Origin of the sequence: Bradyrhizobium sp. BRP19 (assembly GCF_020194195.1) — a bacterium.
Lineage (GTDB): Bacteria > Pseudomonadota > Alphaproteobacteria > Rhizobiales > Xanthobacteraceae > Bradyrhizobium > Bradyrhizobium yuanmingense.
Genome location: NZ_JADYVZ010000003.1, coordinates 832,388 through 851,663, shown reverse-complemented (window position 1 = coordinate 851,663; position 19,276 = coordinate 832,388). Strand labels below are relative to the sequence as shown.

Below are 19,276 nucleotides of genomic sequence, written 5' to 3'. Positions count from 1 at the left end.
CATGAGCGACGCAACCATTCCGGACGCCGGCCATCGCCTGAAGCCCCTGACGCCCACCACGCTGCGCGAATTGTCGGTTCGCTCCAACATCAGAGGTGCGGTGCAGAGCCTCGGCCATTACAGCGTGATTGTGCTGGTGGGCGTGCTGATCTGGACGGTTTCGTCGAGCTGGGGCGCGCTCTGGGCGCTGCCGCTGATGGTGGTGCAGGGCTATGTCGTTGCCTTCCTGTTCATGGCGGTGCACGAGACCGCGCACAAGACGGCGTTCAGGAGCCGGGGCCTCAATCTCGGCGTCGGCTATCTCTCGGCGTTCATCATCGGGCTGCCTTACGAATATTACTGTCTGTTTCACTGGGACCATCATCGCTACACGCAGGACCCGGAAAGGGATCCCGAGCTGATCGTTGGCGTGAAGCCGACGTCCGACACCCAGCTTGCGCTCGCCTATAGCGGCCTGCTCCAGGTCGCCGGCCGTCTGCGGCTGATGCTCGGCCACGCGATCACCGGCAAGGTCGTCGTGCCATGGATTCCCGAGAGCAAGCGCAGCACCATCGTTGCCGAGGCGCGCGCCTATGTCGCGCTCTACGCCCTGCTGCTCGCGCTGTCGCTGTGGTTCTCTTCAGCGCTGCTGCTCTGGGTCTGGATCGTGCCGCTCGTGATCGGGCAGTTCTTCCTGCGGCCCTATCTCTACGCCGAGCATACCGGTTGCGACCGCACCCGCAGCGCCTTTCAGAACACCCGCACGACTTACACCGGTGCTATCGTCAAATGGTTCGCGTGGAACATGCCGTATCATGTCGAGCACCACGCTTATCCCTCGATCCCCTTTCACGCCCTGCCGAAGCTGAACGCGATCGTCGACGGCGAGATCGTCCATCGCGGCCGCGGCTACATCAGAACGACGCGCGAGACCTGGGCCTGGTTTCGCCGGCAGCGGCAGGCCGGCTAGCTCAACGCAAAACTCCGGCCGCGATGCGACCGGAGCTTTGTCGTGATATCGAGATATCAGTAGATCCCGTAGGCGCAGACGTTCACGACGCGCACGCGCAGGCCGTGACGGGTCCGGACCAGGCGCTCCTGATAGCAATTGCTGACGCCGGTGTTGAGGTAGATACCGCCAAAGCCCCAGCCGGGACCCCAGTGGTGATGACCATGATGGTGATGGAAGCCGCCGGCCGAGGCCGCGGTGGGGGCGAGAGCGGCAACGCCGAGCGAGCCGGCGGCGATCAGACCAAGTGCAAGCTTACGAAACATCTTCATTCTCCATTCGGCGCTAGGGCCATTGTTGCGTCCCTGCATTTCCGTCGAGACGAGACGCGATCGCGTTCATGGCAAGCGGGAAGAATCGTGTTTCAGGAATGTTTCGTCGGCTGCGGCAGAATGCGCCGCGATCAGGCTTTCTGCGCCGCGCGATAGCGCACGGCCATTGCCTGCGTCAGCTCGGCCATCTTGTCGCGGAGATCGGCCGGTTCAAGGACTTCGGCTTCCGGGCCGAGCCGCAGCAGTTCGGCCGCGGCATGCCACGATGTCTTTCCGACCGGCACGCGCGCAATGCGCCAGCCGTCTGCATCGGTTGTCTCCTCGAGCTGTGTGCGTGCCTTGACATAGGGCTGGCTGAGCGCGTCGAGCAGCTTCACGCCGAACGGCGACAGCCGGACGATCGCAACATTGGGGTGCATCTCGCCTTCGAGCCGCAGCGTCGCGGCCCGCCAATGGGCGGCGAGGTCGAAGCCGGCGGGACGATCGAAGTGGTCGCCGAGGGCTGTGCAGTCGAGCACGCGTGCGACGCGATAGATACGCACGCTGCCATCGACTTGTCCTGCGAGATACCAGCTGCCGCCCTTCAGCACGAGGCCGAGCGGCGCGACGCGGCGCTGCTTCTCGGCGCGCCAGCTCCGGTACCGGATCCTGATCAGCGTCCCGCGCAGCACGGCGCCGGCGATGGTGCGCAGGTGCTTCGGGTCTTCCGCTTCGCCGAACCAGCCGGGCGCGTCCAGGTGGAAACGCTCCTGCATCCGCCCGGCATCCTCACGCAAATTCGGGGGCAGTGCCGCCATCAGCTTGTTTTGGGCGGCGATCATCGCAGCATCGAGCCCGAGTGCGGCGGCCGGGCCTGGCAATCCCGCCAGGAACAACGCGCCCGCCTCGCTCTGCGACAGTCCGTTCAGCCGCACGCGATAGCCGTCGAGCAGGCGATAGCCGCCGTCTGCGCCGCGGTCTGCATAAACGGGAACGCCGGACGCCGCGAGCGCGTCGATGTCCCGATAGATCGTGCGCACCGACACTTCGCAGGCCTCCGCGAGCTCGGGCGCGGTGACCTGTCCCCTGGCCTGGAGGGTGGTGAGGATCGACAGCATCCGACTCGCGCGCATGATCCCTTAGACCATACCTGACACAAGATGTCAGGTATGGTCCGCTACAAGCAGCGCCATCGCCAGCCGGCCAGATGGAGACTGCCATGACCGATCCAAACCGCATCACCCTGTTCTATTCGCCGCAGACGCGCGCCACCGGCACGCGCGTGCTGCTGGAGGAGCTGGCGGCACCTTACGATCTCCATGTCCTCAATATGAAGGCCGGCGATCAGCGCAAGCCCGCCTATCTCGCCCTCAACCCGCTCGGCAAGGTGCCGGCGATTCGCCACGGCGAGGCGCTGGTGACCGAGCAGGTCGCGATCACCATCTATCTCGCCGACCTGTTCCCGCAAGCGGGGCTGACCCCCGCCCTGAACGATCCGCTGCGCGGGCCTTATCTGCGCTCGATCGCCTATTATGGGTCGTCGTTCGAGCCGGCCTTGATCGACAAGTTCATGCAGCGAGAGCCGGCGCCGATCACGCAATCGCCCTATGCCGATTACGATACGATGCTGGGTGCGCTCGAGGCCCAGCTGGCGAACGGGCCCTATCTGCTCGGCGAGCGCATGACGGCGGCCGACGTATTGTGGGGCGTCGCGTTCAGCTGGACCATGATGTTCGGCATCGTGCCGAAGAAGGATGTCCTCGTCCGCTATGCGGAGCGCATGACGGCGCGGCCGGCGTTCCAGCGCATCAATGCCGCAGATGCGGAGATGGCGGCGCAGCATGCCGCCGCGGCGGGTGGATGAGAGGGCGTCAAAATCGCGGTGCCCGCTTGTCGGCGAACGCCTTGATGCCTTCCTTGATCTCGTCGCCGCGCATGCTGTCGCGGTGGCGCCGGTCGGCGGCGCCTTCATCGAGCTCGCCGCGGGCGAACTCGTTGATCGCGCGCTTCATGCCGCGCATCGCTTGGGGGGCGTTGCCGGCGAGGATCGTAGCGAGCGTGTCGACCTCCTCGTCCAGGAATTCCACCGGCACCATTGTGGTGAGATAGCCGATGCGCAGCATTTCCGGGGCGTCGATCTTCTGCGCGGTGAGGAACAGCTTCTTCGCATTGTCGACGCCGAGGCGGGTCACGTAGCGCTTGATGCCGCTCGGGTAGTAATGCAGCCCAAGGCGCGCCGCCGGCATGAACATTTCCGCGGTATCGACGCCGACGCGGAAATCGCAGGCGAGTGCGAGGTCGGTCGAGCCGCCATAGACGCCGCCATTGAGCCGGCAGATGGTCGGCACGCCGAGATCCTCGAGCCGGTTGACGACGGCCTCGAAGGCCGAGCCCGCGCTCTGCTGCTCGCCCGCGCTGACCGCGCGTTCCGCGACCGAATTGAGATCGTAGCCGGCGGAGAAGGCGCGCCCGGTTCCGGTCAGCACCAGCACGCGAATATCGGGATCGGCCTCGACCCGGTCGAACAGTCTCGTCAGCTCGTCGAGATCCTCCGCCTGCAGCCGGTTGAGATGTTTCGGCCGGTTGAGGCGGATGGTGGCGCGGGCGCCGATGATTTCGAGCAGGGGGCTAGATGCTGCGTCGGCTGTGTCCGACATTCTCGTCTCCGTTGTCGGCGCCAAAGTGCCCGCCCGGGCGGAGGCCGTCAACGACGGCGCCGGTCGTTTGCCGCGCCGCTGCAGCGGGCCTGCCGTCCACGCCGCCGTCCCGGGCGGGGTGCCTTACCTGAAATGTGGCGGCTCGTCGTAGCCGCGGCGGCTGCTGAAGAACAGCAGCACCATCAGCCCGACGCCGACAATGACGGAAAACCCCGCGCCCAGCGCCAGTGCCACATAGCCTTCCGTCGGGATCGGCTCACCTTCGACCGCCATTGCGGAATAGGCGAAGTAGCCGGCCGCCGCCAGCATTGCCAGAAGGAGGATGATGAGGAGTGCACGCATGCCGCGTTCTCCGGTTGCAACCGGAAACCAACGGTTGCGGGTGGGCAGGGTTCCAGACTGGCTGGCGATCGGACGGGTAGCCTCCGTCTCGTGCCCCGGACGCGGCGCAGCACGAAGTGATGCACCGCAGGACCGGGGTCCATGTGGTCACGGATATTGTGCCGGTTCCTGGGTCCGGCTCATCGCTGGGATGCCTTCGGCATTGCAGCTTGTCCGGGACACGACAACGGTGGGGGCGGCTGTCAGGCGCTCTGGGCGGTCTTCACCACCACGACATTGCTGTCGTCTGACGGAGCCGGGCCGGCATCGCATAGCGTCTTGTCGGCTTCGCCGGCATGACGTTTCAGATAGTCGCGGCGCATGCCGATCTCGTCACGGACGAATTCGTAGCCGAGCTTGAAGGTGTCGAGCCCGTCGGTACTGATCGTGCCGTCCCTGAGGCCGATGACGGCACCGCGCAAGATGGTCTCGAGCTCATCCTGGAGACATTCGAGCTGATCCAGCGAATGGGCGTGCTCGATCCGCTCGCCGATGTCGAGGATGGCGGTCGAGAGCTCGCTGGCCTTCTCCGGCGCGATGCGGGTGATCTTGGCGTAGATCGCGGCGAAGATCGACCCGATGACGCTGAGCGCCGCGACGCCCAGATACATCAGGTCGCTGTACTTATCCACGAACGACTTGGTGTCGTCGTTGATGTAGTCGGCGGCGCCCCGATGCGCGATCACGAAGGCGTCCTTCTCCACCGAGGCCGGCTCGATCCTGGTGGCAAAGCCGTTGTCGAGCCCGAGCGCCGACTTGTTCTCGTAGACGATGCGGGCGAGCTCGCCGGCCGTGCTTGGGGACATCCGGGATTGCGCGACCAGCAGCCATTCGAGACCGATCGTGTCGAGATCGTCGTCGGGAATCTGCGGGGATGTCGACACCGAGCCAGCTGTCACGGTCTCGTCGGAAATGCCGGGAAATTTGCGCGCCAGCGTCTTGGCTTCTTCGATGGTGTTCAGTGTGAAGCCGCCGCGCTTGGCGGCTTGCTCATAGGATTTGTCCCGGACCGCCTTCGAGGCGTGGACGATCGCGATCACCGCGCTGAAGCCGTTTGCCGGGGCGAACAGCTTGTCGAGCGTCGCGCCCTGCGGCGCCATCTGGATCTTCGCAGCCTCAGGGCCATCGGGGACGTCGAGGATGCTGCGGACGAAGGCGAGCGAGGATTCGTTCTCGGCGACGACCGCGACCTTCTTCTTCTTCAATTCGGCCAGCGACTTGATCTTCTTGTTGCCGGGACCGAGCAGGAGCACGAGATCGTGCTCGAGGATCGCGAGCGTGCGCGCCCGCAGCGGCACCTTGGCGTCGGTGCGCAGCACGGCGAGGTCGGCCTGCCTGCGGTCGAACTGCGCGAGCGCCTTGGCATTGTCGGCGTTGTTGACGATGTTGATCCGCAAGCGCGAAGCGTTGTTCTTCAGGAGGGCGGCGAGCTTGGCCGCGAACAGCGCCTCATCGCTGTTGGGGCCGCCGACGGCAAAGGTCAGCGTCTCCGAATTGTGCACCAGCGTGCGGCCGGCCCAGACGGTGGCGAACGACAGCAGCAGGGTCAGCACGACGTAGAGGAGAACCTGCTGCTGGTTGGTCTTGATCACCTTGGGGCGCCGGGGCGGCGGCATGGTCGGCGATGCGATGGGGCCTTCGGTACTCATGGCGGCACTCTGGCCTTATCGTTTGGCTGGCGGCGGCGCGTGGCTTGGAAGCGCGGCGGGCCCGGTAATTCGTAAACGCCTGAAAAAAGAACGATATTCCCGATCGCCGATGATAGCGCGAAGGCAGCGGAATGCAAATTTCGAGCCGAAGGTAACCTTAGTCGATATGTCCGCGGCGATTGGCCATCCTATCACCGGTTAGCCACACTTGGCGATTTTCCGGTTCCACCCGGCTGCATTCCGCCGCGGGAGATGTCATAAATTGCGCGTCCCGGCGATTTGACCGGTCCAAGAAGAAGTTGCGCTGAACGCTCCAATTCTTCTCGTCACGTCAATGAGGGCGTCAGCTTTGTCGTTTCCACCCATGTCATCGGCGATTCCGGTTGAAGCGCTCATTGGCTGGATGTTGCTGCTCACCTTCAAGCACGTCATCGCCGATTTCGTTCTTCAAACCGCCTGGATGGCGCACGGCAAGGATCAGAAGCATGGCTGGGCCCTGCCGCTCCTGGTGCACTGCCTGGTCCACCTTGCCGTCGCGCTGCCGCTGATCGTGATCGTGGCGCCGCGATTCTGGTTCGTGGCCTTCTTCGACTTCCTGATCCACATCACGATCGACCGCGCCAAGGGATACGTCTCCGCCAATTTCGGCGTCGATCTCGCCCATCCCTGGTTCTGGACGCTGATCGGCGTCGACCAGGCGCTGCACCACCTGACCGGCTTCGGCCTCGCGATCTTCATGGCGGCGAACTGAAGGTCGCCTTTGGGCCTTTCGGGGAGAGGCAATCGCCATCAGCACGAGGGATCGTCATGCCCGGGCTTGTCCCGGGCCTCCACGTTCTTCGTGCCTCCTGGCTTTCCGTGAAGGGTCGGGACAAGCCTGGTCATGACGCCGCGGAAGTCTTTGAAAACCCCACCAAGGCGTCCCACCGATTCGCGGCCGACGCGCAACCGCCCCGGGTGACTACCGGCAGCGTGGTTAACCTTTCGTTAGAGAATTGCGCTGCATCTTCCTTACACGAGGGAGAACTGCAATGTTTTCAAGCCGCGACGCCTTTGAAAGCGATTTCTGCCCGGTCCGCGACGAGCTCCTTGGCGAGATGTATCGCGCCAGCGAGAGTGGCCTGCCGAGGCTGGTTGAGAGTGTTTCCCCTGACGTGCGCGCCAGGCTGGCGCTGTTCTGCTACCGCCGGAGCCATTTGCACTCGCTGGCGGTCGCGATCGCAGCGAGCTGCAGCGAGCGCGACCTGATCGAGAATGGCGGCCGCGTCGGCTCGACGCTCTTCGCGCTGTCGCGCGAAGGCACCGCGAAAGCTTCGACGTCGCTGACGGGTGGGCGCAAGCCGATCACGCTGTCGACCAAGCCGCTCTCGGTGCTCGCACCGCTCGATGACGAGCTCGACGACGAGATCGGCGAAGCCGTCCCCGCCTAAGCGGCCTCGATAACGGGCAGGCCGAACTTCCGCCGCGCCATCGCGCATTCGGCGTCACCAGGCATGCAGGTGCGGCACACCTCCGGCCGCACGTCATAGATGCCGCAGGCCGTCATCCTTCCGATCTCGCCTTGCAATGCCGCGCAGCGATCGCCCTCGCAGCGCATGCCCGATTGCCGGTCGTTGACGAGCGCCTCCGGGATCAGCGCAAGCTCCTCGTCGCTCTCGATCGAGAAGCGCGGCCAGTTCTGCGAATAGCCGCAGCAGGCGCCGCAGCCCTGGCAACAGCTCGACAGCTCGGTCTCGTCCATCGTCCTCACGTGTCCTTCGGCGGACCCCAGACCAGGCTCTGCCGCCATCTCGCGCGCAGCACGTCGCGCCGTTCCGGATATTTCTCGTCGAGATAGGTCGCATCGACCACGCGGTCGGTGCGGAAGCTGCGGAAGTCGCCGCGCAGCTCGCACCAGGCCGCCAGCAGCCGCACGGCTTCGAGATAGCCGACCGAGATCGGCCAGATCATGCGCTCGCTGGGGCGGCCCTGTTCGTCGCGATAGCGCAGCATGATCTTCTTGCCTTCGTGGATCTGGGTCCGGGTGCGCGCCATGTCCAGGCGGTCCGGTTCCCGGTTCCAGCTCGGACGCGCCCGGCTCGCCGGCTCCAGTACGAAGGGGCGCAGGCGCTCCGGGACGGTATCGGCGATCTTGGCCATCAAGTCTTCGGCCGCGCGCGCCAGCGCGGAATCGGCGTGGCCTGCGACCCATTGCGCGCCCAGCACGGCCGCCTCGATCTCGTCCGGCGTCAGCATCAGGGGCGGCAGGTCGAAACCCTTTTCGAGGATGTAACCCATGCCGGCTTCGCCGCGGATCGGCACGCGCTGGCCGATCAGGGTTGCGATGTCGCGATAGATGGTGCGCTTCGAAGTCTCGAGCTCGGCCGCGATCGCGTCTGCCGTCAGCGGCTTACGCGTGCGCCTTAGCACCTGGATGATTTGAAACAGCCGGTCGGCGCGTCTCATGACAGTTCTCTTCTCGAACGACGGATCAGAAATCGGCGCGCGGCTGCTGACAGGATGTTGGCAGCAGGGGGGTTCTATACCGGGACAACACATCGACTGAAGAGGATTTGTCCATGATCATTCCAACCCATTTCGGCCAGGCCGGTCCACTGTGGCGGGCGCAGCTGTGGCACGGCCAAATGTTGCGGGCTTGGGCGTTTGGCCGCCTCGTTCCGCTCGATCTCATGGCCGTTGATCTCCGATTTGCGCTCGCAAGCGTGGTGACACGCTCGCTGAACCATGCCGCGAATGCGCTGGTCCGCCATCTGATGGGCCGCGCCTGGCGCGGGGCCCGCTTCGCAGAAGATATCACGGCTGCTGCCACCATGGTGGCAGCAGCCGGCCGCTAGGTTCCTTCCACTCGTTCGACAGGTTCAGGAGAGCTTGCATGATCACGCTTTACGGTTTTGGCGCCGGCTTCGGCCTGCCGGAAATCAGCCCCTTCGTCACCAAGACCGAGGTGCAGCTCAAGATGGCGGGACTGCCTTATCGGAAAGAGCGGGCGATGCCGCCGGCCTCGCCCAAGGGGCAGCTGCCCTTCATCGACGATGGCGGCGAGGCGGTGGCCGATTCCACCTTCATCCGGGCCCATATCGAGCGCCGCTACGGCTTCGATTTCGATGCCGGCCTCACCTTGGCCGAGCGTGCGCAGGCCTGGGCGTTCGAGCGCATGATCGAGCACCACGTCTATTGGGCGCTGGTGGGCGCGCGCTGGGTCGATCCGGTCAATTTCGCCAAGGGGCCCGCGCATTTCTTCGACGGTGCGCCGGAGCACAATCGCGAGAAGCTGCGCGAGGACGCTCAATTCCGCGTCGCCGAGAACTATCTGCTCTCTGGCCTCGGCCGCCATGCGCCGGATGACGACGTCGATCTTGCCGTGCGTTCGCTGTTCGCGCTGTCGGTGCAGCTCGGCGACAAAGCCTTCCTGATGGGCAACAGGCCCTGCGGCGTCGATGCCACTGCGTTCGGTATGCTCGCCGGCGTCCTCTCACCGTTCTTCGAATCCGCCTTGCGCGAGCGGGCCGAGGGATTTCCGAACCTCACCGCCTATGTCGACCGCATGATGGACGACTATTATCCCGAGTTCGCCTGGACGCCGCTGCGGCAGGCGGCGTAGCCGCGGTGCATCGGCTGACTCGGTGCAACCTCTCCCGCTTGCGGGAGAGGTCGGCGCGAAGCGCCGGGTGGTTTTCTCCTCTAGGGGGTTTTCTCCGTAAGTCTCGGAGGGTCCCTCCGCGGAGGCACCTCTCCCCAACCCTCTCCCGCAAGCGGGAGAGGGGGCGCACCGGTGCCGGAGCTGCAGCTCACTCCACTAACCAAAACAAAGAGCCGGCCCATCGGGCCGGCTCTCGTTGTCTCGAATCTTGGCGACGCCTACTTCACCAGCGTGTACTTGCCGTCCTTCACCGTGAGCAGGATGCGCGAGCGCTCGTCGAGGCCGTAGCGGTCCTTTTCGGTGAAGTTGTAGACGCCCTGGCTCGCCGCCAGCTCCTTCTCCGTCAGCAGCGCCTGGCGGATGGCCTCGCGGAATTCCGGCGTGCCGGGCTTGGCCGTCTTCAACGCCGCCGGAATGACGCGCTTGAGGATCTCGAACGCATCAAAGGAATGGCCGGCGAACTGGCTGCGGCTGTTGGGGCCGTACTTTGCCTCGTAGGCGGAGTTCAGCGCGAGGCCGGGCTTTTTGGTCAGCGCGCTGTCCGGCTGTTCCTCGGGGGCCATCACGGGACCCGAGGCCATCAGCACGCCTTCCGCTGCTTTGCCGGCAATGCGGATGAAGTCCATGCTGGCCGCGCCGTGGGTCTGGTAGATCAGGCCCTTGTAGCCGCGCTCGCGCAGCTCGGTCTGCGGCAGCGCGGCCGCGGTGCCGGAGGCGCCGACCAGGATGGCGTCGGGATTGGCGGCGACGAGCTTCAGCACCTGGCCGGTCACCGAGGTGTCGGGACGAGCGAAGCGCTCCTCGTCGACGATCGTCATCCCCATCGGCACGGCCTGCGCCTTCAAATCGTTGAACCAGAGGTCGCCGTAGGAATCGGAATAGCCGATGTAGCCGAGCGTCTTCACGCCCTTGGCCTTCATGTGATCATACAGCACCTTGCCGACGATCGGAATCGGCTGCGGCATCGCCACCGACCACTTCATGCGCTCCGGCGTGATCGGGAAGGGCGCCAGACCGAAGTGCGGGATACCGGCCTCGTTGGCGACGTTGGAGACCGCGATGGTCGGCGGCGTCAGCGCCGAGCCCATGATGATGTCGGCCTTGGATTCGGTGACGAAGCGGCGGGCGTTGGTGGTAGCGGTGGTGGGATCGCCGCCGTCGTCGAGCACGATCACCTTCAACGGCACGCCGCCGATCTCCTTCGGCACGAATTCCAGCGCGTTGCGCTCGGGAATACCGAGTGCCGCACCTGGACCGGTCGTGGTCGTGGTGATGCCGATGGTGACTTCGCTGGTCTGGGCCAGCGCGGGCAATGCCGGCAGGGTCAGCGCAGCCGCAGTGATGGCAGCGGTTAAATAAAAGCGTTTCATCTATTCCTCCCTTGACGTGTTTATTTGAAAGCAGAAATCGCGGGGTAATTCAGCCCCGTCTTTTGGTGATGCGGCGTTTTAGCTCCGGACTTAACTCCCCGTGAACTTGGCTACCATTTCCGCCGGGAATGGTGCGGATTTCAGCTTGTCGTGGTTATCAGGGTCGCGGCCCACCAGGACGCGGGTCTCGAAACCCTCGATCGCGAGCGCCTCGCCCTTGTAGACATTGTGCTTCACCTCGAAGCTCGAGCGCTTGATGCTCTCGATTCTGGTCTCGATGGTGATCCAGTCGCCATAGGTCGAGGGGATGTAGAACTTGGCCCGCGTGTCGACCATCGGGATGCCCACCAGGCCGTATTTGCGGACCAGGTCCTGCTTGGAGAAGCCGGCGGCTTCGAACAGGGTCGAGGTCGAATCGTCGAACATCGCGAAATAGCGCGGGTAGTAGACGATGTTCGCGGGGTCGCAATCGCCCCACTGGATCTGGACCTCGCGCCGGTTCACGAACATCTGGCGGCCTTACTCTGCGAATTTACTTGGGCGCCATGCGCAGCGAGCCGTCGAGGCGCACCACCTCGCCGTTCAGATACGCATTCTCGACCATGTGCAGCGCGAGCGCGGCGAACTCGTCGGCCTGGCCGAGCCGGCGCGGGAACGGGATGGCGGCGGCGAGCGAGTCCTGGGCTTCCTGTGGCAGGTTCGCCAGCAGCGGCGTCAGGAACAGGCCGGGGGCGATCGTCAGCACACGGACGCCGAACTGCGCGAGCTCGCGCGCGATCGGCAGCGTCATGCCGACGATGCCGCCCTTGGAGGCCGAATAGGCGGATTGGCCGATCTGGCCGTCATAGGCGGCAACGGAGGCAGTGTTGATGATGACGCCGCGCTCGCCGGTCGCCTGCGGCTCCAGCTTTGACATTTCGGTGGCGGCGAGGCGCAGCATGTTGAAGGTGCCGATCAGGTTGACCTTGATCACCTTGTCGAAATCCGACAGCGCCATCGGGCCGTCGCGGCCGACCACGCGCTTGGCAACGCCGATGCCGGCGCAATTGACCAGCACGCGCGCCGGGCCGTGGGCCTTGGTCGCCTGCGCGATCGCGGCTTCAGCGGAGGCGGCATCGGAGACGTCGCAGGTGACGGCAACGCCCTTGATCTCTGCGGCGACCGTTTCGGCCAGCTTGGTGTTGAGGTCGCACACCGCGACCTTGGCGCCCTGTGCGGCCAGCTTTCGCGCGGTGGCCGCGCCCAGTCCCGATGCGCCGCCGGTGACGATGGCTGCCTGATCCTTCAACAACATGGCGTTCTCCTTTGGCGATATTCTTCTAGGTGACCGATATCACACGGTTCGACGGATTGGCAGCGTAGAGCTCCTCGATCAGCTCGCCGCGATGCTCCAGCACTGCGCGCTGGTTGATCGAGCCCTTGTCGGTGACTTCGCCCTTGTCGATCGAGAGTGGCGTGTCCATCAGGATCGCGCGCGTGATCCGTGTCGAGGATCCCGTGGCCTGGCCGAGGAAACGGGTCAGGCGCTCGCGGAAAGCCTCGCGCACCAGGCGGTCGCGCGTCGCGACGACGAGATCGTCGGGCGGCAGCGTCGGGTTGATCAGCCGGCAGCCGTCGAGATCGAGCACGACCAGCGCGGAGATCTCGTCGCGGTTGATGCCGGCGATGACGACGTCGCGCACCAGGGGCGCGCAGGCCGCGGTGAGGCGCGCGCGCAGAGGACCGACGCTGACCCAGGTGCCGCTCGCGAGCTTGAAGTCCTCGCTGACGCGGCCGTCGAAATCGAAGCCGGCGTTGAAATCATCGGGATCGGCGGGCTTGAGCGCATCGCCCATCTTGTAAAATCCTTCCTCGTCGAAGGATTTTGCCGTGATGTCGGGTTGGCGCCAGTAGCCAGGCATCACGTTCGGCCCCTTGGCGCGCACTTCCAGCTTGCCGTTGTTCGGCACCAGCTTGGCGTCGTTGCCGGAGACGGGCAGGCCGACATGGCCGGAGCGGCTGGTGCGCGGATTGACCGACATGAAGAACGGCGCGGTCTCGGTCGCGCCGAGACCGGTCAGCATCGGCACGCGATAGCCCTTCTCCTTCGCCGCGAGCTCGTCGAGGCTGTCCCAGACGAACGGCGACAGCGCCGCGCCCGAGAAGAACATCGCATGCAGCCGGTCGAAGAACTTGGCGCGCAGGCCCTGGTCGTCGCGCAAATAGGGCAGCAGCGATTCGTAGCCCTTGGGCACGTTGAAATAGACCGTCGGTGAAATTTCCCGGAGATTGCGCACGGTCTCCTCGATGCCCCCAGGCACCGGCTTGCCGGCGTCCAGATACATCGAGCCGCCGTTGTAGAGCGTCAGGCCGATATTGTGATTGCCACCGAAGGTGTGATTCCACGGCAGCCAATCGATGATGACCGGCGGCTCGTCCTTCAGGAAAGCGAGCGTCTCGCGCAGCATCACCTGATTGGCGCAGATCATACGCTGGGTGTTGACGACGGCCTTGGGATTGCCGGTCGAGCCCGAGGTCAGCAGGAATTTTGCGATCGTGTCAGGGCCGATCCTGCCGTGAACGTCGTCGAGATCGCCACGGATCGGCGTCGCCATCAGGTCGGCGAGCAGGGTCACGTCGCGGCCCGGCACGTGCCCATAGGACGCGGCGATCTCGGTGCCGAGCGAGACGTTGGCGGCGAGCGCATCGGCGAACTTGTCGGCATCGTCAGCGAAGACGAGGCCCGGCGTCAGCAGCTTCATCAGATAGGACAGCTTGCCGTAATCCTTCGACACCAGCGAATAGGCCGGCGACACCGGGCAGAACGGAACGCCGGCATAGAACGCGCCGAACGCCAGGAGCGCGTGGTCGATCGAATTACCGGAGAGGATGACGACCGGCCGCTCGGCCGACAGGCCGCGCTGGATCAATGCGGAGGCGATGTGGCGGCTCGCGGTGAGCAGCTCGGCATAGGTGATCTTGCGCCAGCCGCGACCGCCTTCGCGCTCGGCCATGAAGACGCGGTCCGGCGTCGTCGTGGCCCAATGATGCAGGCGGTCGGTGATGCGGACCGGATAGTCGCCGAGCGGCTGCTTTGGCCGCAGGTAAATCGTGCCGTCGTCGCGCCGCTCGATGTTGACGACGGGATCGCCGAACGAGATGGGCCGCAGCGGGAAATTGCTCGCGCCGCGCTCCATGCCGGAAGAGGACGGCTGGGCGCTCATGACTTTACGCTCATGATTTGGGCTTCACCTTCGCGGTCTTGTGCTCGAGGAATTCGCGGATCCGCCGCTTGGCCTCCTTGTCGCTCTGCGCGACGGTGGCCATCAGCGACTCCATCAACAGGCCGGTCTGCGGATTGGCCTCTGCGATCATCGGCAGCGCCTGGAGCACGGCAAAATTCGTCAGCGGGGCGTTGGACGCCACCTTGGTCGCAAGCTCCAGCGCTTTGCCGAGCCCGTTGCCGGCCTCCGTCAGATATTGCGCAAAGCCGTAGGACGCGCCCTCGGTCGCGCTGTAGACGCGTCCCGTCAGCATCATGTCCATCATCCGGGCAACGCCGATCAGCCGCGGCAGCCGCACCGAGCCGCCGCCGCCGACGAAAATGCCGCGCTGCCCCTCCGGCAGCGCGAAATAGGTCGAGGGCTCGGCGACGCGGATATGGGCCGCGCAGGCAAGCTCCAGCCCGCCGCCGATCACGGCGCCCCGCAGCGCTGCGATCACGGGCACGCGGCTGTACTGGATGCGGTCGAACACCCGGTGCCACATCTGGGAGTGCAGGAGCCCGCCGGTGGCGTCGTGCTCGGTCAGCTCGGAGAGGTCGAGGCCACTGGAGAAATGGTCGCCAATACCGTGGATGACGACCGCGCCGATATCCTCGGGCAGGTTCGCAAAACACTCGCCGATTTCCAGGATGATGCCGTCATTGAGCGCATTGCGCTTGGCCGGCCGGTTCAGACCCACGGTCAGAACCCGGTCCGCCCGCTCGATCCTCAAAAGCCCGGAGGGACCCGCATTCGCGGTCTCGGCGTTTCCTTGTGTCATTTGCGTCCTTGTCAGAATAGTTATGTTGTATAACGAATTTTGGGGGAGTCAAGGTGGGGCAAGGCCAGGTGGCCGTGACCCCACCCTCCCGGGAGGCCGAGGCGAGCGCAGGGCTATCGCATTTGAGATTTCCCTGCGGCCATCCTTCGAGACGCCCGCTTGAGGCGGGCTCCTCAGGATGAGGTCGGAGTGCGCGGCAGCAGTTTCAACGGGCACTGACGCCGATTAGCCTCATCCTGAGGAGGCGCGTCAGCGCCGTCTCGAAGGACGAGGCGTGCGCGCAGACCGCCGCCACAAGTCATATGCGATAGCCCTGGGGGCGAGCGAGAAAGCGGTGCAGGCCTACTCTCGCGTCACAAACTTCGCGAACGCATCGGCGTAATCCGGATGCCAGCGCGATAATGGCGGGCGGTTCTCGACGATATCGCCGGCCGCCCAGAGCATGCGCTTCTCGTCGAGCGCGCGCGGCACGTCATTGTCCGGGCAGAGAATGTAGAAGTCGCCAGCCTCCAGCCGCGCCAGCATGAAATCGACCGTCTGCTCCGGCGTCCAGGCGCCGGCCGGCTTCTCGGTGCGTCCCTTTGCGGTCAGGCCGGTGAAGACGAAGCCCGGGATCAGCAGGTGCGCCGTGACGCGACAGTCATTCGTGTTGCGCAACTCGTGCTGGAGCGCCTCGGTGAAGGCCTTCACGCCGGCCTTGGAGACGTTGTAGGCGGGATCGCCGGGCGGCGTGGTGATGCCCTGCTTGGAACCGGTGTTGATGATGAGGCCGCGCCTGCCACGGGCGATCATGTTTGGCGCGAAGATGCGCGAGCCGTTGATGATGCCCCACATGTTCACGGCGATGATGCGTTGCCAATTGTCCGGCGCGTCGAACAAGGTGCTGCCGGGCTGAATGCCGGCATTGTTCATGAGAACGTCGGTGCCGCCGAACCGCTCTTGGACGGCGCGCTCGAGTTCCGTCACGCTCTCGATCTTGCTGACATCGACGGCCGAGGTCATGACGTTTGCGGCCGATGTTATGGATGACAATTTTGTTGCAGCTTCTGCCAAGCGTGTCTCGTCGACATCCGCGATACACACCTTCATTCCAGCGCGCGCAAATGCCGCGGCGGCGGCAAATCCGATGCCGGCTGCGCCACCCGTGATCACGGCAACATTGTCCTTGACGATGGCGGGATGTGACATCGAGCGTCTCCCTGGAAAGCCTTCAGCCGAGCTATAGCATGGCAGTCGTGCGACCCTGCACAAGTCGGCATGGGAGGTCTTCGTTCCGCGCTGCCTTTACGCTGATCAGGCACGGCTGTATCCTCGGCCAAACGATCCCGCCCAGATCGAACCAATCAATCACCTGACAGGGAGTGCAGCCATGGCTGTGTCGCAGGCTATTCCGATCACGCGCCATCCGTTCGCCAACGGGTCCTACAAGCAGATGCTGATCGACGGCAAGTGGGTCGATGCAGCCTCGGGCAAGCGCTTCGAGACCCGCAATCCCGCCACCGGCGAGCTGCTCGCAACCGTCGCCGAAGGCGACAAGGAAGACATCGATCGTGCGGTCGCGGCCGCGCGTCGCGCTTTCGAAGGCCCGTGGAGTAAGGTCAAGCCGTTCGAGCGGCAGAACCTGCTCCTGAGGCTCGCCGATCTCGTCGAGAAGAATTTCGACGAATTGTCGCAGCTCGACACGCTCGACATGGGCGCGCCGCTGAGCCGCACCCGTGCCTACCGCCTGCGCGCCGTCGGCATGCTGCGCTATTACGCCGGCCAGACCACCGCGATTCACGGCGAGACCATCGAGAACTCGCTGCCCGGCGAGATCTTCTCCTACACGTTGAAAGAGCCGGTCGGCGTCGTCGGCGCCATCATTCCCTGGAACGGTCCGCTGACCGCGACGATCTGGAAGATCGGCCCGGCGATCGCGACCGGCTGCACCGTGGTGCTCAAGCCGGCCGAAGAGGCGCCGTTGACCTCGCTGCGCATCGCTGAGCTCGCGATGGAAGCGGGCGTGCCGCCCGGCGTCATCAACGTTGTCCCCGGCTATGGCGAGACCGCGGGGGCGGCGCTCGCCTCGCATCACGACGTCGACAAGGTCGCCTTCACCGGCTCGCATGTCACGGGGCAGTCGATCATCCGTGCGTCCGCCGGCAATCTCAAGCGCGTCTCGCTCGAGCTCGGCGGCAAGTCGCCGGACATCGTGTTCGCCGATGCCGATCTCGACGCCGCCGTGCCCGGCGCGGCGATGGCGGTGTTCGCCAATTCAGGGCAGATCTGCAGCGCCGGAACGCGCCTGTTTGTCGAGCACTCGATCTATGACGAATTCGTCGGCCGCGTCGCCGAGTTCGGCAAGAAGCTGCAGGTCGGCAACGGCCTCGATCCCAACGTGCAGATCGGGCCGCTCGTCTCGGAGCAGCAGCTCGAGCGCGTCACCGGCTATCTCGACATCGGCCAGAAGGAGGGCGCGAGGGCGCTTGCCGGCGGCGGCCGTGTCACCGAAGGCGCGCTGTCGAAGGGCTTCTTCGTCTCGCCGACGGTGTTCGCGGGTGTCGAGGACAACATGCGCATCGCGCAGGAGGAGATTTTCGGCCCCGTCATCTCCGCAATCGCGTTCAAGGACATGGACGAGCTGGTCAAACGCGCCAACAACACCACGTTCGGCCTCGGCTCCGGTCTGTGGACGCGCGACGTCAGCAAGGCCCATGCGGTGGCGAAACGCTTGCGTGCCGGCTCGGTGTGGGTCAACTGCTACCAGGCGATGGATCCGGCCGTGCCGTTCGGCGGCTACAAGATGAGCGGCTACGGCCGCGAATCCGGCAAGCAGCACGTCGAGGAATATCTCAACGTGAAGGCCGTCTGGATCAAGACGGCGTAAGGCCGGCTCTCCTTCGCCTCTCCCCGCTTGCGGGGAGAGGCCGGAATTCGCGCAACGCGCGGATTCCGGGTGAGGGGGACTCTCCGCGAGTCCAACTCTCACCGCGATTGCCGAGGCAGCCCCTCACCCCAACCCTCTCCCCGTAAGAACGGGGAGAGGGAGAACAACCACCGCCTTCAGGCGGTCAGTCTCCCTCACAATCATCTGCATCCTTTCAAAGACATCCGGGGACCACATGAAATTCGAAGCCTTGTTCAAGCCGTTGCGGGTCGGTCCCTACCAGCTCGCGCATCGCGTCGCGATGGCGCCGCTAACGCGCATGCGGGCCGAGCGCGACACTTTCGCGCCGCGGCCACTCAACGCCGAATATTACGGCCAGCGTGCGACGAAGGGCGGCCTGATCATCGCCGAAGCCTCGCCGGTGCTCTCGCACGGCCGCGGCAATCCGGCGACACCCGGCATCTATTCGGAGGCGCAAGTCGCGGGCTGGCGCAAGGTGACGGATGCCGTGCACGCCAAGGGCGGCATCATCTTTCTCCAGCTCTGGCATGTCGGCCGCGTCTCTCATTCCTCCTTCCACGGCGGCGAGCTGCCGGTTTCGGCCTCGGCAATTCCGATCAAGGCCGAAGGCATGAAGGCGATGACGGCCGACGGAAAGATCGCCGACTACGAGACGCCGCGCGCGCTGGAGACTGATGAGGTGAAGGGCATCGTCGAGGCGTTCCGGCAGGGTGCCAAGAATGCGCTCGCCGCCGGCTTCGACGGCGTCGAGATCCACGGCGCCAACGGCTATCTGCTCGAGCAATTCCTGCAATCGCGCAGCAACCAGCGCACCGATCAATATGGCGGCGGAATCGAGAACCGCGCGCGCCTTCTGCTCGAGGTCACTCAGGCTGCGATCGACGTCTGGGGCTCGAACCGTGTCGCTGTGCGGCTGTCGCCCTACGGCATCGCCAATGATTCCGGCGAGCCCGATCCGATGCCGCTCTATACCCATGTCGTGAAGGCGCTCGAGAAGCTGGGTTTGGCGTACCTGCATTTCATCGAACCGCGCTCCAGCGGCTCGGGCCGCGCCGAGGTCAACTGGCAGAACGTGCCATCGGCGATGGTGCTGTTCCGTCCGCTCTACAGCGGCGTGCTGATGACCGCCGGCGGCTTCACCGGGGAGACCGCGAATGCGGCGATCGCCGACGGACATGCGGACATCATCGCCTTCGGCCGCATCTTCATCTCCAATCCTGATCTGCCGCGTCGTCTCGAGCACGGCTACCCGATCACGCCGTATAATCGCGCGACGTTCTACAGCGGCGAGGAGAAGGGGTACACGGATTATCCGGTGTATGACGAGCTGACGCCGGCTTGATCTGTCATTCCGGGGCGCGACGAAGTCGCGAACCCGGAATCCATCGGGCCGCATACCTGGACGTGGGATGGATTCCGGGCTCGATGCT

General features: G+C 65.0%; 21 protein-coding genes. 8 read left to right on the top strand and 13 right to left on the bottom strand.

Translation table 11 applies throughout. The features are described from left to right. The first annotated feature begins 1 nt into the window (after position 1). Positions 2 to 949, top strand: coding sequence for a fatty acid desaturase (locus I6F36_RS14280; RefSeq protein WP_225139412.1), 948 nt, complete (start codon positions 2 to 4; stop codon positions 947 to 949). 56 nt (positions 950 to 1,005) lie between these two features. Here the strand turns inward: I6F36_RS14280 and I6F36_RS14275 are convergent, their stop codons facing one another. After that, positions 1,006 to 1,254, bottom strand: a complete 249-nt coding sequence (locus I6F36_RS14275; protein WP_028138614.1) for a hypothetical protein — start codon at positions 1,252 to 1,254, stop codon at positions 1,006 to 1,008. Between the two features lie 137 nt (positions 1,255 to 1,391). Further along, on the bottom strand, positions 1,392 to 2,372 hold the full coding sequence (locus I6F36_RS14270; protein WP_225126609.1) for a YafY family protein: 981 nt from the start codon (positions 2,370 to 2,372) through the stop codon (positions 1,392 to 1,394). 86 nt (positions 2,373 to 2,458) lie between these two features. Between I6F36_RS14270 and I6F36_RS14265 the strand changes: the two genes are divergently transcribed. Further along, positions 2,459 to 3,103, top strand: a complete 645-nt coding sequence (locus tag I6F36_RS14265; protein WP_225171611.1) for a glutathione S-transferase family protein — start codon at positions 2,459 to 2,461, stop codon at positions 3,101 to 3,103. A 7-nt stretch (positions 3,104 to 3,110) separates the two neighbouring features. On the opposite strand, the gene I6F36_RS14260 is transcribed toward I6F36_RS14265, so the two are convergent. From I6F36_RS14260 to I6F36_RS14250, 3 genes are all read right to left on the bottom strand, one after another. Beyond that, the gene (locus I6F36_RS14260) at positions 3,111 to 3,896 is read right to left on the bottom strand and encodes an enoyl-CoA hydratase/isomerase family protein (RefSeq protein WP_225126605.1); all 786 of its coding nucleotides are present in this window, start codon (positions 3,894 to 3,896) and stop codon (positions 3,111 to 3,113) included. Positions 3,897 to 4,019: 123 nt separating this feature from the next. Continuing rightward, complete coding sequence (locus tag I6F36_RS14255; RefSeq protein ID WP_035997220.1) at positions 4,020 to 4,238, bottom strand: hypothetical protein; 219 nt, start codon at positions 4,236 to 4,238, stop codon at positions 4,020 to 4,022. A gap of 242 nt (positions 4,239 to 4,480) precedes the next feature. After that, complete coding sequence (locus I6F36_RS14250) at positions 4,481 to 5,926, bottom strand: TAXI family TRAP transporter solute-binding subunit (RefSeq protein ID WP_225126603.1); 1,446 nt, start codon at positions 5,924 to 5,926, stop codon at positions 4,481 to 4,483. A gap of 403 nt (positions 5,927 to 6,329) precedes the next feature. Between I6F36_RS14250 and I6F36_RS14245 the strand changes: the two genes are divergently transcribed. Continuing rightward, the gene (locus I6F36_RS14245) at positions 6,330 to 6,677 is read left to right on the top strand and encodes a DUF3307 domain-containing protein (protein WP_050995827.1); all 348 of its coding nucleotides are present in this window, start codon (positions 6,330 to 6,332) and stop codon (positions 6,675 to 6,677) included. A 280-nt stretch (positions 6,678 to 6,957) separates the two neighbouring features. Beyond that, positions 6,958 to 7,356, top strand: a complete 399-nt coding sequence (locus tag I6F36_RS14240) for a hypothetical protein (RefSeq protein WP_035997226.1) — start codon at positions 6,958 to 6,960, stop codon at positions 7,354 to 7,356. Here the strand turns inward: I6F36_RS14240 and I6F36_RS14235 are convergent. Both I6F36_RS14235 and I6F36_RS14230 read right to left on the bottom strand, forming a co-directional pair. Next, positions 7,353 to 7,667 (bottom strand): YkgJ family cysteine cluster protein, encoded by a 315-nt coding sequence (locus I6F36_RS14235; RefSeq protein ID WP_035997229.1) that lies wholly within the window; start codon positions 7,665 to 7,667, stop codon positions 7,353 to 7,355. The two genes, I6F36_RS14240 and I6F36_RS14235, sit on opposite strands and share 4 nt — an antisense overlap. 5 nt (positions 7,668 to 7,672) lie before the next feature. Next, on the bottom strand, positions 7,673 to 8,371 hold the full coding sequence (locus I6F36_RS14230; protein WP_225111545.1) for a YafY family protein: 699 nt from the start codon (positions 8,369 to 8,371) through the stop codon (positions 7,673 to 7,675). A 113-nt stretch (positions 8,372 to 8,484) separates the two neighbouring features. Between I6F36_RS14230 and I6F36_RS14225 the strand changes: the two genes are divergently transcribed. Both I6F36_RS14225 and I6F36_RS14220 read left to right on the top strand, forming a co-directional pair. Further along, a complete protein-coding gene (locus I6F36_RS14225; protein WP_225126601.1) occupies positions 8,485 to 8,760 on the top strand; it encodes a hypothetical protein in 276 nt (91 codons plus the stop codon). Positions 8,761 to 8,798: 38 nt separating this feature from the next. Next, positions 8,799 to 9,527: a glutathione S-transferase family protein gene (locus tag I6F36_RS14220; RefSeq protein WP_036021027.1), complete on the top strand. Its 729-nt coding sequence runs from the start codon at positions 8,799 to 8,801 to the stop codon at positions 9,525 to 9,527. Positions 9,528 to 9,784: 257 nt separating this feature from the next. Here the strand turns inward: I6F36_RS14220 and I6F36_RS14215 are convergent, their stop codons facing one another. The 6 genes from I6F36_RS14215 to I6F36_RS14190 all read right to left on the bottom strand — a co-directional run bounded on the left by I6F36_RS14215 (position 9,785) and on the right by I6F36_RS14190 (position 16,147). Next, positions 9,785 to 10,936 carry an ABC transporter substrate-binding protein gene (locus I6F36_RS14215; RefSeq protein WP_225126599.1) on the bottom strand — a complete coding sequence of 384 codons (1,152 nt, stop codon included), beginning with the start codon at positions 10,934 to 10,936 and terminating at the stop codon, positions 9,785 to 9,787. A 90-nt stretch (positions 10,937 to 11,026) separates the two neighbouring features. After that, positions 11,027 to 11,446: a thioesterase family protein gene (locus I6F36_RS14210; RefSeq protein ID WP_212260090.1), complete on the bottom strand. Its 420-nt coding sequence runs from the start codon at positions 11,444 to 11,446 to the stop codon at positions 11,027 to 11,029. A gap of 22 nt (positions 11,447 to 11,468) precedes the next feature. Continuing rightward, positions 11,469 to 12,230 (bottom strand): SDR family NAD(P)-dependent oxidoreductase, encoded by a 762-nt coding sequence (locus I6F36_RS14205; protein WP_036036313.1) that lies wholly within the window; start codon positions 12,228 to 12,230, stop codon positions 11,469 to 11,471. Positions 12,231 to 12,255: 25 nt separating this feature from the next. Next, positions 12,256 to 14,139, bottom strand: a complete 1,884-nt coding sequence (locus I6F36_RS14200) for a feruloyl-CoA synthase (RefSeq protein ID WP_057028302.1) — start codon at positions 14,137 to 14,139, stop codon at positions 12,256 to 12,258. A gap of 10 nt (positions 14,140 to 14,149) precedes the next feature. Next, on the bottom strand, positions 14,150 to 14,959 hold the full coding sequence (locus I6F36_RS14195) for a crotonase/enoyl-CoA hydratase family protein (protein ID WP_035997250.1): 810 nt from the start codon (positions 14,957 to 14,959) through the stop codon (positions 14,150 to 14,152). 342 nt (positions 14,960 to 15,301) lie between these two features. Further along, complete coding sequence (locus I6F36_RS14190) at positions 15,302 to 16,147, bottom strand: SDR family NAD(P)-dependent oxidoreductase (RefSeq protein WP_225171610.1); 846 nt, start codon at positions 16,145 to 16,147, stop codon at positions 15,302 to 15,304. A 181-nt stretch (positions 16,148 to 16,328) separates the two neighbouring features. Between I6F36_RS14190 and I6F36_RS14185 the strand changes: the two genes are divergently transcribed. Together I6F36_RS14185 and I6F36_RS14180 are read left to right on the top strand one after the other, a co-directional pair. Beyond that, positions 16,329 to 17,825: an aldehyde dehydrogenase family protein gene (locus tag I6F36_RS14185; protein WP_109142314.1), complete on the top strand. Its 1,497-nt coding sequence runs from the start codon at positions 16,329 to 16,331 to the stop codon at positions 17,823 to 17,825. Positions 17,826 to 18,060: 235 nt separating this feature from the next. Then, positions 18,061 to 19,188: an alkene reductase gene (locus I6F36_RS14180; protein WP_225171609.1), complete on the top strand. Its 1,128-nt coding sequence runs from the start codon at positions 18,061 to 18,063 to the stop codon at positions 19,186 to 19,188. The last annotated feature ends 88 nt before the right edge of the window (positions 19,189 to 19,276 follow it).

Bases quoted from the DNA above. Each gene is read 5' to 3' on its own strand.
- I6F36_RS14280 (WP_225139412.1), top strand. From the start codon at position 2: ATGAGCGACGCAACCATTCCGGACGCCGGCCATCGCCTGAAGCCCCTG.
- I6F36_RS14275 (WP_028138614.1), bottom strand. From the start codon at position 1,254: ATGTTTCGTAAGCTTGCACTTGGTCTGATCGCCGCCGGCTCGCTCGGC.
- I6F36_RS14270 (WP_225126609.1), bottom strand. From the start codon at position 2,372: ATGCGCGCGAGTCGGATGCTGTCGATCCTCACCACCCTCCAGGCCAGG.
- I6F36_RS14265 (WP_225171611.1), top strand. From the start codon at position 2,459: ATGACCGATCCAAACCGCATCACCCTGTTCTATTCGCCGCAGACGCGC.
- I6F36_RS14260 (WP_225126605.1), bottom strand. From the start codon at position 3,896: ATGTCGGACACAGCCGACGCAGCATCTAGCCCCCTGCTCGAAATCATC.
- I6F36_RS14255 (WP_035997220.1), bottom strand. From the start codon at position 4,238: ATGCGTGCACTCCTCATCATCCTCCTTCTGGCAATGCTGGCGGCGGCC.
- I6F36_RS14250 (WP_225126603.1), bottom strand. From the start codon at position 5,926: ATGAGTACCGAAGGCCCCATCGCATCGCCGACCATGCCGCCGCCCCGG.
- I6F36_RS14245 (WP_050995827.1), top strand. From the start codon at position 6,330: ATGTTGCTGCTCACCTTCAAGCACGTCATCGCCGATTTCGTTCTTCAA.
- I6F36_RS14240 (WP_035997226.1), top strand. From the start codon at position 6,958: ATGTTTTCAAGCCGCGACGCCTTTGAAAGCGATTTCTGCCCGGTCCGC.
- I6F36_RS14235 (WP_035997229.1), bottom strand. From the start codon at position 7,667: ATGGACGAGACCGAGCTGTCGAGCTGTTGCCAGGGCTGCGGCGCCTGC.
- I6F36_RS14230 (WP_225111545.1), bottom strand. From the start codon at position 8,371: ATGAGACGCGCCGACCGGCTGTTTCAAATCATCCAGGTGCTAAGGCGC.
- I6F36_RS14225 (WP_225126601.1), top strand. From the start codon at position 8,485: ATGATCATTCCAACCCATTTCGGCCAGGCCGGTCCACTGTGGCGGGCG.
- I6F36_RS14220 (WP_036021027.1), top strand. From the start codon at position 8,799: ATGATCACGCTTTACGGTTTTGGCGCCGGCTTCGGCCTGCCGGAAATC.
- I6F36_RS14215 (WP_225126599.1), bottom strand. From the start codon at position 10,936: ATGAAACGCTTTTATTTAACCGCTGCCATCACTGCGGCTGCGCTGACC.
- I6F36_RS14210 (WP_212260090.1), bottom strand. From the start codon at position 11,446: ATGTTCGTGAACCGGCGCGAGGTCCAGATCCAGTGGGGCGATTGCGAC.
- I6F36_RS14205 (WP_036036313.1), bottom strand. From the start codon at position 12,230: ATGTTGTTGAAGGATCAGGCAGCCATCGTCACCGGCGGCGCATCGGGA.
- I6F36_RS14200 (WP_057028302.1), bottom strand. From the start codon at position 14,139: ATGAGCGCCCAGCCGTCCTCTTCCGGCATGGAGCGCGGCGCGAGCAAT.
- I6F36_RS14195 (WP_035997250.1), bottom strand. From the start codon at position 14,959: ATGACACAAGGAAACGCCGAGACCGCGAATGCGGGTCCCTCCGGGCTT.
- I6F36_RS14190 (WP_225171610.1), bottom strand. From the start codon at position 16,147: ATGTCACATCCCGCCATCGTCAAGGACAATGTTGCCGTGATCACGGGT.
- I6F36_RS14185 (WP_109142314.1), top strand. From the start codon at position 16,329: ATGGCTGTGTCGCAGGCTATTCCGATCACGCGCCATCCGTTCGCCAAC.
- I6F36_RS14180 (WP_225171609.1), top strand. From the start codon at position 18,061: ATGAAATTCGAAGCCTTGTTCAAGCCGTTGCGGGTCGGTCCCTACCAG.